Raw genomic sequence first — 12617 nt, 5'->3', positions numbered from 1 at the left:
ACAAATAGTGGAAAATGAGGTGGAAATTGATTATGCTGATATAGTGGAAAATAAAGGGTTAATATGGAAAGGAGATAAATCTAGTGGACAATGTATTAGTGACATTTTTACCATTCTTGATTCAAATCGGACTGATCATGGTGCTATTCTTCTTCGGAACGTTTGGTCTGTTTTTCTTTGTAAAGCGCAGTTCGTATCACAGTAGTCGTTATTATCGTTTAACGCGCGAACCGTTTTTGCGAATCGTTCGTGATAAAGGGAAATGGGGTGAGTACTTGACGACACGTCAACTCGATCAAGTTTCCGGATACGGCACTTATGTCTTTAATACATACTTACCACGTGCGCGTGGAGAAGGAACGACGGAGATTGATGTGACGTTCATTCATGAAAGTGGCATCTATGTACTCGAATCGAAAAACTACAGCGGGTGGATTTTCGGACGCGAGCAGGACCGTCAGTGGACGCAGCAGTTCCAGAATCGTTTCAAGCAACGGTTTTATAATCCGATCAAACAAAATGAAGGGCATCTCAAAAGCATGCAACGCTTCTTAGAAGGAACGGATCCTGCGCTTTTCCATTCATTAATCGTCTTCAGCGAACGCTGTGAACTCAAAAAAATCACGGTCGATTCGGCGCATGTCCGTGTCTTGAAACGAAACGTCTTACGTAAGACGATCGAGCAACTCGCGACAGGTAAGCCGTTGACACCAAGTCAAGTCGATACGATTGCAGGGAAACTCGGGGTTCATTCACAAGTCGATCGTGCCACGCAACAAGCGCATATCGATGGGATTCGTCAACGCCAGGCAAAATGTGACCGTTGACGGACTTGTTCTCCTTCAGGTATAGTGAATAAATAATAAGTAGTGCAACTATATGGAGATGATGGGATGAAAGAATCGGAATGGTCGCTTGGAATGCAATTATCCCGTAGTTATTATGCGTTCAAACGTGCTGCTGCTAAACGGATGGAAGCGTTCGGTCTGACACCGGAGCAGTTTTCTGTCCTGAGCGAACTCGCTAAACAAGATGGTGTTTCGCAAAAGCAGCTGGCATTTGTGACAGAACGTGATCAAACGACGATCGGTAAGATTCTGGATAAGCTCGGTAAAAAAGAACTAATCGTTCGGACACCGGACCCCCGGGACCGACGAGCGGTTCTGCTCTTGATGACACGAGAAGGACGCGACATCGTCGATCGCCTCGGGCCAGAGCTCGATCAGCTACAACTCGAAGCGTTCCGTGGACTATCGCGAGAGCAAATCGAGCAATTAAAAGATACACTTGAGACCATTCACCGGAATGTGACGTGAATGGTTTTCCTTCGGATATATAGTTGCACATGATATTATAAGTAATGCATGTAAAAGGAGATTTTAATATGAAAGCATGGAAAGATGTCTGGTCAATGACACAAACGAAAGTGGGGCTCGTCTTCGCAATCGTCGTCCCGCTCTTGTTCCTCGTCGTTTGGATGACTGGTTACGAAGGAACGACGGAACGGCTCGATCAATTGAACGTCGGTGTCGTTGGCGAAGTGAATGACCCGTTCGTCAAATCACTAAAGGAAGCACCGTTCACGGTCCAAGCACTTTCGACCGAAGTGAAAGGATTGGAAGCACTCGATGCCAATGAAGTCGATCTCGTTCTACAAAAGGATGATGCAACGCGTCAACTGACGGCACACGTCAGCCAGACGAATGCCGAATTCGCGAATGCGATTCTCGAGCGGGCAACGGAAACGATCGGCAAACAGTTGAATGGTGAGCCAACGTTTACGACATCGATCGTCACGGAGCATGCCGTCTCGGATTTTGCCTTGTCGATGCTGCCACTCGTCCTCGGGTTCGTCATCTATATCGCGACGATGACGATGGGGATTCAATTCAATCTTGTCAGTACGATCTTAAGTAAGCGTCATTCGATCTGGTCGCTATTTTGGAGTCGCCAACTGTTGCACGGGATCGTTCTTTTGGTCGTTCCATTACTGCTCGTTTCCATGGCACATGTATTAACGGACATCACGACACCATTCATCAAACTGTGGGCGTTCGAGCTCCTCGTCGTAGCGACCTGTATCGCCGTCACGCAGATGAACTTTGCGATATTTGGACCGATTGCTCCACTCGTCAATGTTGCGTTGATTCCGTTCCAGTTGATGACTGCCGGAAACATCGTGCCGGCGAAGATGCTGGCACCGTTTTATCAATCCCTCGGAACGTTCTTACCTGTTCCGAATGCCGTGGCTGGATTCAGTCGATTGTTATTCATGAATGGATCCATCGGTACGCAAGTGTTGCATTTATCCCTGCTTTGTTTCGGTAGTTTTATCATAACGTGCTTAGTGCTGAGTTGGAGGGAGCAACGACAAGCACAACATGTTGTTGCATGAAGAATATAAGAAGAATCGTCATCGAATGGGATGGCGATTTTTTTATTTGAGATCGATTTATGAAAAAATCATTGCATAACAAAAACGTTATATAATAATATGGTTATGTGAAAAGCGAAATTGATAACTTCGCTCCTGTATCAGGCATGGATTATACGTTTAAGAGAAAGGAGGACTCTCCAGTGATCGAGACAGCAAAACGGGTAGAAGAGATGAGTCAGTTCTTAAAGCTACTGAGCGATGGAACACGTCTTGAAATTTTGCGAGGACTACACGTTCGGGAACATTGTGTCTGTGATTTCGTCGAAATGTTTGATATTTCGCAACCTGCAGTCAGTCGTCATCTAAAATTATTGCGTCAGTCCCATCTCATCTTGGAACGACGTGAACGACAATGGATTTATTTTCGAATCAATCCAGATCACCCGCAACACAAGTTGTTATTGACGATTTTAGAAGAAATGGACACTCCGGACATCCCGGACAGAAGTTGCTAAGGACACACACCGTGGATGAAATGGATTAGCACGAGCAAGGCATTGGAATCGAGACGATATTCCATTCTTGATGACACGTTCAAGATTGGCGAATCGTTAACAAAGCCACTCGAAATTTAATACAGAAATGAAGTGAACGCATTGACCGGTACACATTTACTAGCGATCGGAATTTTTCTGATCACCTTATTCTTAATCATTAAACAACCGAAAGGACTCGGCATCGGTTACTCAGCGATGGGGATGGCACTCGTTGCGCTATTGACGGGAGTCGTCAACCTCGATGATGTTTCGACTGTCTGGGGTATCATCTGGAATGCTACCTTTACGTTCATCGCCCTGATCATCATCTCATTGATTCTTGATGAGATCGGATTCTTCGAATGGGCGGCACTCCACATGGCACGCATCGCGCGAGGTGGTGGTGTCAAACTATTCGTGTATATGACATTACTTGGTGCTGTCGTTGCGGCTTTATTCGCGAACGATGGGGCAGCATTGATCCTGACACCAATCGTACTCGCGATGGTTCGTCACTTGAAACTTCCGGATTATGTCGTGTTAGCCTACGTATTCGCTTCCGGATTCATTGCCGATACGGCCAGTTTACCGTTCGTCGTCTCGAACCTCGTCAACATCGTCTCAGCAGACTTTTTTAACATCGGGTTTACGGAGTATGCGTCACGGATGGTATTCGTCAATCTATTTTCTGTCGTAGGCAGTCTGATTGTCTTGTATCTCTATTTCCGAAAGAGTATCCCAAAAAATTACGATGTAGCGCAACTCGTCGCACCCGCGACAGCGATCAAGGATCAACGGATGTTCAAGTTATCTTGGTTCGTACTCATCTTGCTTGTCGTCGGATACTTTACGAGTGACGTCATCGGCATTCCAGTCAGTCTTGTCGCTGGTATCATCGCCTTGTTCTTCTTATTGATGGCACGTCGTTCACCGAGCGTACCGACGAAAAAGGTCATCGGTGGTGCACCGTGGGCGATCGTCTTCTTCTCACTTGGCATGTACATCGTCGTCTACGGACTTCAAAATGCCGGATTGACACAAGTTCTCGCTGACATCATTGATGGCTTTGCGACGAATTTAGCAGCCGCGACATTTGGTATGGGCTTCTTGGCTGCCATCTTGTCGTCCATCATGAATAACATGCCGACCGTCATGATCGATGCCCTTGCAATCGACCTGAGCCAGGCGACTGGAACGATTCGAGAAGCGCTCATCTATGCGAACGTCATCGGATCTGATCTTGGACCGAAGATCACGCCGATTGGTAGTTTAGCGACATTACTTTGGTTACACGTGCTTCGGACGAAAGGCGTGAAGATTGGTTGGGGTCAATACTTTAAGATCGGAACGATTCTGACGATCCCGACACTTGCCATCACATTGCTTGGCTTGTATATCAGCTTGATACTTTATTGATTTTTAAGGAGGAACTAGAGATGAAATTGATGATTATTGGTTCAGTTGCTGCGGGAACATCAGTAGGAGCAAAAGCACGTCGTAACAGTGAAGAGTTGCAAATCACGATTTATGATCGGGATCAGGACATCTCGTATTCAGGTTGTGGGATTCCCTACTTCGTCGGTGGGGAGATCGCTGACATCGACGAATTGACACCGCGCGATGCCGCTTTCTTTAAAAAACGATATAACATCGATATTCATACACAACACGAAGTCGAATCGATTGATCATGCGACAAAAACGGCGACGATCGTCAATCTCCTGACGGGGAATCGTTTCACGGACACGTATGATACGTTAGTGCTGGCAACCGGTGCTTCTAGTATCATTCCACCACTTCCAGGCGTTGAACATGAGAATGTCTTTACGGTTCGAAATGTCCGCAATGCCGACGCGATCCGGTCCTACATTGATGCTCACGATCCGAAGACAGCAACGATTGTCGGCGGAGGATTCATCGGACTCGAGATGGCAGAGCAATTGACGTATCGGGGCATTCAAGTCACGCTCGTCGAACGCTTGCCGCAAGTCATGCCGCCACTTGATCGCGATATGGCAGAACGCGTAGCGGATCATTTAAAAGATAAAGGGGTATCGCTCTTGCTTGGCGAATCCGTGACAGCGTTCAACGGAGAAGAACGTGTTTCTGAGGTCGCGCTTGAGAGTGGAAAAACGATCGAGACCGATCTCGTCATTTTATCGGTTGGCGTCAAGCCGAACACGGGTCTTGCGAAGCAGATCAGTGTAGTGCTTGGTAAAACAGGGGCGATTGCAGTCAACCGTCACATGCAGACGAATGTAGCTGATGTTTACGCAGTCGGTGACGTCGCGGAGAGTTTCTCCGTCATCACGGGTGAAGCACTTTATCGTCCGCTTGGTTCAACAGCGAACAAGATGGGACGGATTGCCGGCATGGTCATTACCGGAGAAGAAGCGGAGCACCGTGGGATCTTAGGGACCGGTATCTTCAAGGCATTCGATTTGACGGTCGCTCAAACAGGTTTGACGGAAAAAGAAGCGCGTGAGTCAGGCTATGACATCGAAGTCTTGCATAACATCAAACCAGATCGTCCGGAATACATGGGTGGGAAAGAGATGACGATCAAAGCGATTGCCGATCGGGCAACAGGGCGAGTTCTCGGAGCCCAGATCGTGGGTCCGCAAGGTGTCGATAAACGGATTGATGTCCTAGCGACGGCGATCACCTTTAAAGCAAAGGCAGAGGATTTATTCCATCTCGATTTAGCCTACGCACCACCGTTTGCGACGACGAAGGATCCCGTTCTCTATACGGGAATGGCGCTCGATAATGCCATCAAAAAAACAGCGCGTTTGATGACGCCGAATGAATTGATCGACCAAGTCGCGAGTGGGAAGTCGTTCCAAATCATCGATACACGCTCAAAAGCACAATTTGAAAAAAACCATGTCGATGGAGCAATCCATATTCCGCTCGGTGAACTACGGACACGCGCAAAGGAACTGGATCCGACGTTACCGACGATCGTCTACTGCAACAAAGGCGTGACGGGGAATGCTGCGCAAAACGTCTTGAAAAATCTTGGATTTACGGATGTATGCAACTTATCAGGTGGCAATAAGAACTATCAACATATCAAAAAATGTTTGTCATAATGTTGATCCATGTAGCGTGATGATCCTATTCACTTAGAAATCATCACGTTTTTTGTTGTCAAATCGTTAGAAATAGGATATTTTTAGTATATCGGGAGACGATATAACGGAAGGCGTAATAAGGAAGTGGGAAAATGGCACGGACAATCCAAGAGACAGCATTAACAGAGGCTGTCTATTATATTTTACTGTCACTTCAACAACCCCGTCATGGCTATGGCATCATGCAATTCGTCCAGGAATTGAGCAACAACCAGGTCAAGTTAGCTGCTGGTACGTTGTACGGCGCACTCAGCAGTCTGGTCGATAAAGGGTGGATTGAAGCGATCGAGCAAGAAGCAGGGCGAAAGAAAGAGTACATCATGACGAATCAGGGGCGGGAGAGATTACAGGTAGAGCTAGATCGATTAAAAGAACTCGTGCGACATGGACAAGAAACGATGGGAGTGGATCAAGGTGAGCAGTAAAACGGTCTATCGCTTTTACGCTGATTATGCGAAAGAAGAAGTGTGGTTAAACGAGATGGCAAACAACGGCTGGTACTTACAGCAGTTTCGACTCGGACGTTATGTATTCATCAAAGGTGAACCTGGTATGTACACGTATCGAATTGAGTTGTTAGAAAACATGCCAAAGCATCCGAAGTCGCAGGATTACTTTGCGTTTTTAGAAGAGATGGACATTGAAGTCGTCGATACATCGTTCCGCTGGGTCTTCTTAAGAAAACGGACTTCAGATGAACCCTTTCATTTGTACTCGGATTTTGATTCAAAGATCCATCACGAACATCGGATTCTACAGTTGTATAAAGTCATTTTTTTTGTGAATATCATCGCAGTACTCATTAATTTATTTAATCCGATTACCGACACGATGATCTGGTTCAATCTTGCGATCGTGACGGGTCTCTCATTCGTGATGCAACGCCACGAACGTAAAATTCAAACGTTACGTGGATTGCGTACGATCGCGGAGCAGGATTAAACATCGGAATCCGAGCTAGCGAGGAAACATTACGTGCTCTCATTCTCGACGATTGCTGAAACGATGTGAACGATGTATCTGCAACTTCACCAATGAGTGATTTCATCAAAAAAAGCTCACGTCTCGGAAATGGAGACGTGAGCTTTTGTATTAGAATGATTCGTTGATCGGTGTGTCACCTTCGAGTAGCGTGACGACTTGCTTCGACGCCTTGTCGTGACCGATTGCAGCTAGAATGACGCGTGCGACATCCTCACGCGGAATCTTTTTAGTTGCTTGCTCGGACGGATCCGTCGTGACGTTTCCTGTGCCGGCTTCATCTGATAGTCCGCCTGGGCGAAGAATCGTGTAATTAAGTGACGATTCCTTCAGGACACGATCCGCGTAGCGTTTTGCAATGTAATACGGTTTCATGCTGTCGGACCATGTTTCCGGCGAATCGGCATTCAAGGCACTGACCATGATGAACTGTTTTGCATGGATTGCTTCCGCTGCTTCGATCGATTTGACGGCACCGTCGAAGTCGATCAGCATCGTCTTGTCCGCCCCCGTGTGACCGCCGGACCCTGCCGTAAAGATGACGACATCTGATCCTTGTAATGCATCAGTGATCGTCGCGACGTCCGCTTCAAGATCGAGATGGACCGGGGTATGACCTAATTTCTCAAAATCACTGAACTGGTCCTTGGAACGTAATCCTACTTTGACATCGTGCTCCGAATCCTGCAGTAAGCGAGCAGCGTGACGACCTACTTTACCATTTGCACCAATGATGAAAATCTGACTCATGTTCCATTCCTCCATTTCACGATTTGATGATTCTGTTTCAGTATGGAAAAGACGAAGGGTTTCTGTAAAGAGAGACGACTTGTAGAACTGTAACCGTCATCAAAACATCTTTTTAACGCTTTTATGCATAAAATCATCAAATTATCTTGAAATCACGTGTAAGTGTGGTAGGATAATGACTATTACCCACACCGAAAATCATTTGGGTTAAATTGTAGCAATATTCGGTGAATGGGCAACGACGAAACAGAAAGGAGAGATACGATGAGAAAGAAACCATGGCTACTGGCAGGACTTGTTTTGACAGGCGTTGCCGCTTGGATGATCTGGAATCAACAGACGGATGCCAAAGCACATGTCATCTTCGAAGACCACAAGCTGGTCGTCGGGACGACGGGGGATTATAAGCCCTTTACATACTGGAACGAGGAACGGAATCGTTATCAAGGCTTTGATATCGATGTCATCCAAGCGTTCGCAAAAGCAGCAAATCTTGACGTGACGTTCGTCAAGACGACATGGCCGACATTATCGGAGGATACGAAATCAGGCAAGTTTGATATCGCTGTCGGTGGCATCACGAAGAAAGTCGAGCGCGAGGTCGTCGGAGACTTTACATCGTCGTATTTCTCCTTTCAAAAAGCACCGCTCGTAAAGAAGAAAGATGTCGAACGCTTGAATTCGCTCGCTGCAATCAATGATCCAGCAGTCAAAATCGGCGTCAACCCGGGTGGCACGAACGAAGCGTTCGTGAAGAAGCATTTTCCGAAAGCAGATGTGACCGTCTTTGAGAACAACTTGGACATTCCGAAAGCCGTAAAAAGCGGACAAGTCGATGTCATGGTGACGGACGACATCGAGGCGTTGCATTACGCGACAGAACTCGATCTTGCGGTGCCGAAACTGACAGAGGCATGGGAACCAGCTGAGATGGCGTATTTGATGAAACCGGACCAAAAACAGCTTGGAGACGTTTTCCGGGTCTGGATTGAAAGTGCAGAGGGGCAAGAACAGGTTGAACAACTAAAGAAAAAATGGAACATCGTCTCAACGCGTGAGACGGTCGGAGCGAAAGGAGCGGGAGCACATGAGTAAGTGGGGATGGATCGTCGTCGGAGGTGGCGTCTTATTTGCGAGCTTACTGACGCTGTGGCAAACGGAGCAACCTCGACGAGTACAAGCGAAGAACGTCTTTGCAACGAAAAAAATCGTCGTCGGAACGACTGGGGATTACAAACCATTCACGTACTTGAACCGGAAGACGAACGAGTACGAAGGATTCGATATCGAAGTGATCCGTTCTTTCGCGAAGACGACCGGTATCGATGTCGAATTCGTCCCGACGACATGGCCCACGCTATCTGCTGATCTTGCTAGCGGGAAATTCGATATGGTCGTCGGTGGTGTGACGAAAAACATCGAGCGAGAGATCATCGGTGACTTCACGTCGAGTTATCTGTCGTTCCAAAAGACACCGCTCGTCCGAAAAGAAGATGCTAAACGTCTTGCTTCGATCGAACAAATCAATCGTCCAGACGTGACGATTGGTCTAAATCCAGGTGGAACGAATGAACAATTCGTCCGTAAGACGTTCACAAAGGCGAACATCGTCATGTATGAACAAAACCTCGATATCCCGCACGCGGTTGCCTCAGGTGAAGTCGATGTCATGATCACCGACACGGTCGAGGCGATTCATTATGAAGCGCTCGACAAGCGACTCGCAGCACCAAGAATTCAAGAAAAATGGATTCCGGCGGAGAAGAGTTACCTCGTTCGAGAGTCGGAAGGGGACGTTGTTGATGTCTTCAATCTGTGGATGCAATCGCACGAAGGTCAAGAAGAGATGGAGCAATTAAAAGAAAAATGGCAAGTGGCGTCTTAAGTGGATCGTGTCTCCTGACAGCAGGAGGCACGATTTTTTCGTAACAGGAATCTAGTGGGAAAGGGCGAACAAGTAGGTAGAAGCAAATTAGGAGGAATCAATATGTTGAAAAACGTGTCAGCGAGACAATGGCTCATCATGACCGTTCTTTTTGCTGGTATCACTTACACATGGATTGTCATCGGAGAGTCATGGATTAATCCTACGTTGTTATTCGGAGGGGCGCTTATATTTACAAGTGGTGCAGTGCTCTCATTTAGTCTCGCGATGGCACGAGTCGTTCGATTAACAGGAATCGGATTAACGATGATGCTGGTTTCGATCGTCACAACGCTCGTGGTATCTGCCAGCGTCTTGTATGGTGTGTATCAGATTGTTGCGTAATAGTTATAGAGTGAATCAAGGCACCGAATCAGGTGTCTTTTTTTTGATTCGAGAACAGAAAAAACGGGAAAATCTTGGACATGACTTTGAATTCAAGGAAAGAAGGAATGAAGATGATTCATGTCGAGAACTTGACGAAGACGTACGATGGGAAGAATGTCGTCAAAGGCATCTCATTTGATGTAGAGGCAGGAGAGATCTTTGCTTTTCTAGGACCGAACGGGGCGGGAAAGTCGACGACCGTCCAGATGCTGACGACGTTGATTCCAATTTCCGGAGGTCGGGCGACGATTCAGGAATTTGATGTCGTCAAACAGGAAAAACAGGTCCGATTGCAAATCGGGGTCGCCTTGCAAGATACCGGCATCGATGAAGATTTGACCGGGCTTGAATTACTCGTCTTACAGGGAAAATTATTTGGATTAAGTCAGACGGAAGCAAAAACACGGGCAGAGGAATTGTTGCAGCTCGTCGGACTCGATCAAGACGGCAAGCGCAGATCGGGTACTTACTCCGGCGGGATGAAACGTCGGCTTGACCTTGCTTTGACGCTCGTCCATCAACCGACTGTTTTGTTCCTTGACGAACCAACGACAGGACTCGACCCCGCGAGCCGTGTACAAATCTGGAACGAGGTCCGACGATTAAACGAAGAGTTCGGAACAACGATCTTTTTGACGACACAGTACTTGGAAGAAGCCGATCAGCTAGCCGACCGAATCGCGATCATCAATGAGGGACAATTGATTGCCGAAGGAACGGCAGCTGAGCTGAAAGCAGCAAATGGAGAAGAGCGGATCGAATTGACGCTAGCTGAAAAAGAGAACGAACGAATCGTCTTAGAGACGTTTTCCGGTCGTCAGGAAAAAGATCGCCTCGTCATTCCTTCGCGGGGAACGGAGACACTGCGCGCGGTCGTCCGTTTTCTTGATGAACGAAAAATGGTCGCTACGTCACTGGTCGTCAAACAACCGTCGCTTGATGATGTCTTCATTCGTTTAACTGGACAAGCTTATAAGGAGGAATCGTGACATGATTCGAGAAACATGGTTTCTGATGCGGCGGAGTCTCCTCGTGACGTTACGTAATCCGTTTTCCTTCATTCCGAACTTGATCATCAGTGTCTTTTTCCTGCTCGTCTACACGAGTGGTTTGTCCGGAATCTCGAATTTACCGCAGTTCGACGGCGTCGATTATTTGAACTTCATTTTGCCTGTTTCGATCGTCTCGGGTGCTGTCGGCGGAGCAGGGGGAGCGGGGCAAGCACTCGTCAAGGACATCGAGAGTGGTTATTTCGCTCGACTCTTATTGACACCGGTCTCCCGGACCGCAATCGTCCTCGGACCGATGCTTGCCGGGATGCTGCAGTTATTCGTTCAAACGTTACTGATCTTCGGGATGGCATTCTTGCTTGGTCTATCGATTCCAGTCGGTGTCAGCGGCTTTTTCTTGACGATCTTACTCGCGCTCGGATTTGGACTCGCCTTTGCCGGTTACTCGGTCGGTGTCGCTTTGAAGACACGGAATGCGCAAGCCGCTCAAGCTGGAACGCTCTTATTCTTCCCGCTGATTTTCTTGTCGACGACGTTTGTCCCGAAAGACTTGATTGAAGCCGAATGGCTCAAGATTGCTGCGACGATCAATCCGACGACCTATATCATGGAAGGGATGCGTAGTGTGTTGACCCGTCCTGAAATCGATTGGTCAGTCTACTGGCAAGGTTTGATCGTCGCTGCTGTTCTCAGTATTGCGATGGTGATCTTTGCTGCGTTGAACGCACGCGGGGCATTGAAAAAGTAAAAAATGGACCCGTTTTTAAGCGGGTCCATTTTATGCGGCTATCTAGTTGACTGTCTTATTTCAAATCGCGTTTTTCTTCCTCTTCTTTCGACGATTTACTTTTTGCGTCGAACTCAGAACGTGTCATGACATCTTCGACATGCATGTTGATTTCGATGACATCGAGTCCTGTCATATCATGGACTGATTTTTTGATTTTCGTTACAGCGTCTTGGAAGATGGAAGGGATGTTTTTGCCGTACTCGACGATGACTTTTAAGTCGAGTGCGACTTGTCGTTCGCCGACTTCCGCGTCGATGCCTTTTGTGATATCTTCCGTGCTCCGGAAACGATCTGTCAATCCACTCATGAAGCCACCGCTCATTGAGAGGATGCCTTTGACATCATTTGATGCGATACCGGCGATTTTTTTTATGACTTGATCTTCGAATGTGAGTTTGTTTTCGCGTACTACTTCGTTTTCGTTTTGTTTAGTGTTGATTTCGTTAGCCATGAGAAACCTCTCCTTTTAGTGTGAGTTAAGTGATTTTTATTTTCTGTCTATGCTCAATCCCGCTGAAAGAACTGAATCCATCCTTCAACATCGAGCGCATTATCCCGCCACTGACCGATCAGGTAACCGATTGTTGCGAATACGATGATCAACAACGTCGGTCCAAAACCGATCGTCAAGAACAAGATGGCGAGGATCAGTCCGACTAGCCCGCCAAGTAGACGGTAGCGATACGGACGAAGTGCTTCGCTCGTTTTCATGATCTTCCTCCTCT

Annotated in this window: 16 protein-coding genes; 13 read left to right on the top strand and 3 right to left on the bottom strand. The window is 47.2% G+C overall.

The genetic code is table 11. The features are described 5' to 3' along the window. The first annotated feature begins 83 nt into the window (after positions 1 to 83). The 8 genes from AYO36_RS08260 to AYO36_RS08225 all read left to right on the top strand — a co-directional run bounded on the left by AYO36_RS08260 (position 84) and on the right by AYO36_RS08225 (position 6992). A complete protein-coding gene (locus tag AYO36_RS08260; RefSeq protein ID WP_064300136.1) occupies positions 84 to 827 on the top strand; it encodes a nuclease-related domain-containing protein in 744 nt (247 codons plus the stop codon). A gap of 66 nt (positions 828 to 893) precedes the next feature. After that, positions 894 to 1316, top strand: coding sequence for a MarR family winged helix-turn-helix transcriptional regulator (locus tag AYO36_RS08255; RefSeq protein WP_064300135.1), 423 nt, complete (start codon positions 894 to 896; stop codon positions 1314 to 1316). 68 nt (positions 1317 to 1384) lie between these two features. Beyond that, on the top strand, positions 1385 to 2395 hold the full coding sequence (locus AYO36_RS08250; protein WP_064300134.1) for an ABC-2 transporter permease: 1011 nt from the start codon (positions 1385 to 1387) through the stop codon (positions 2393 to 2395). A gap of 182 nt (positions 2396 to 2577) precedes the next feature. Beyond that, positions 2578 to 2892 carry an ArsR/SmtB family transcription factor gene (locus AYO36_RS08245; protein WP_082874206.1) on the top strand — a complete coding sequence of 105 codons (315 nt, stop codon included), beginning with the start codon at positions 2578 to 2580 and terminating at the stop codon, positions 2890 to 2892. 132 nt (positions 2893 to 3024) lie between these two features. Beyond that, positions 3025 to 4329, top strand: a complete 1305-nt coding sequence (locus AYO36_RS08240) for an arsenic transporter (RefSeq protein ID WP_064300132.1) — start codon at positions 3025 to 3027, stop codon at positions 4327 to 4329. A 20-nt stretch (positions 4330 to 4349) separates the two neighbouring features. Continuing rightward, entirely contained in the window at positions 4350 to 6008 is a 1659-nt protein-coding gene (locus AYO36_RS08235; RefSeq protein ID WP_064300131.1) for an FAD-dependent oxidoreductase, read from the top strand. A gap of 134 nt (positions 6009 to 6142) precedes the next feature. After that, positions 6143 to 6475 carry a PadR family transcriptional regulator gene (locus AYO36_RS08230; RefSeq protein ID WP_197484518.1) on the top strand — a complete coding sequence of 111 codons (333 nt, stop codon included), beginning with the start codon at positions 6143 to 6145 and terminating at the stop codon, positions 6473 to 6475. Further along, positions 6465 to 6992 carry a DUF2812 domain-containing protein gene (locus tag AYO36_RS08225; RefSeq protein ID WP_064300130.1) on the top strand — a complete coding sequence of 176 codons (528 nt, stop codon included), beginning with the start codon at positions 6465 to 6467 and terminating at the stop codon, positions 6990 to 6992. Before AYO36_RS08230 ends, AYO36_RS08225 begins: the two co-directional genes overlap by 11 nt. A 150-nt stretch (positions 6993 to 7142) precedes the next feature. Here the strand turns inward: AYO36_RS08225 and AYO36_RS08220 are convergent, their stop codons facing one another. Beyond that, a complete protein-coding gene (locus AYO36_RS08220; protein ID WP_064300129.1) occupies positions 7143 to 7781 on the bottom strand; it encodes an SDR family oxidoreductase in 639 nt (212 codons plus the stop codon). A 264-nt stretch (positions 7782 to 8045) separates the two neighbouring features. Here AYO36_RS08220 and AYO36_RS08215 point away from each other — a divergent pair, with 264 nt between their 5' ends. The 5 genes from AYO36_RS08215 to AYO36_RS08195 all read left to right on the top strand — a co-directional run bounded on the left by AYO36_RS08215 (position 8046) and on the right by AYO36_RS08195 (position 11850). Further along, positions 8046 to 8876: a transporter substrate-binding domain-containing protein gene (locus AYO36_RS08215; protein WP_064300128.1), complete on the top strand. Its 831-nt coding sequence runs from the start codon at positions 8046 to 8048 to the stop codon at positions 8874 to 8876. Further along, entirely contained in the window at positions 8869 to 9666 is a 798-nt protein-coding gene (locus tag AYO36_RS08210) for a transporter substrate-binding domain-containing protein (protein WP_029341356.1), read from the top strand. The genes AYO36_RS08215 and AYO36_RS08210 overlap by 8 nt, the downstream gene beginning before the upstream one ends. 102 nt (positions 9667 to 9768) lie before the next feature. Then, on the top strand, positions 9769 to 10050 hold the full coding sequence (locus AYO36_RS08205) for a hypothetical protein (protein ID WP_064300127.1): 282 nt from the start codon (positions 9769 to 9771) through the stop codon (positions 10048 to 10050). 107 nt (positions 10051 to 10157) lie between these two features. Then, positions 10158 to 11081: an ATP-binding cassette domain-containing protein gene (locus AYO36_RS08200; RefSeq protein ID WP_231884690.1), complete on the top strand. Its 924-nt coding sequence runs from the start codon at positions 10158 to 10160 to the stop codon at positions 11079 to 11081. A gap of 1 nt (position 11082) precedes the next feature. Continuing rightward, positions 11083 to 11850, top strand: a complete 768-nt coding sequence (locus AYO36_RS08195) for an ABC transporter permease (RefSeq protein WP_023467885.1) — start codon at positions 11083 to 11085, stop codon at positions 11848 to 11850. 55 nt (positions 11851 to 11905) lie between these two features. On the opposite strand, the gene AYO36_RS08190 is transcribed toward AYO36_RS08195, so the two are convergent. Both AYO36_RS08190 and AYO36_RS08185 read right to left on the bottom strand, forming a co-directional pair. Beyond that, entirely contained in the window at positions 11906 to 12343 is a 438-nt protein-coding gene (locus tag AYO36_RS08190; RefSeq protein ID WP_050677037.1) for an Asp23/Gls24 family envelope stress response protein, read from the bottom strand. A gap of 53 nt (positions 12344 to 12396) precedes the next feature. After that, positions 12397 to 12603, bottom strand: a complete 207-nt coding sequence (locus tag AYO36_RS08185) for a DUF2273 domain-containing protein (RefSeq protein WP_029341361.1) — start codon at positions 12601 to 12603, stop codon at positions 12397 to 12399. Positions 12604 to 12617 lie beyond the last annotated feature (14 nt).

This window comes from Exiguobacterium sp. KKBO11 (assembly GCF_001644945.1).
GTDB lineage: Bacteria > Bacillota > Bacilli > Exiguobacteriales > Exiguobacteriaceae > Exiguobacterium_A > Exiguobacterium_A abrahamii.
Note: the sequence above shows the minus strand (reverse complement) of the source record. Positions and strands in the feature narration are given on the sequence as shown.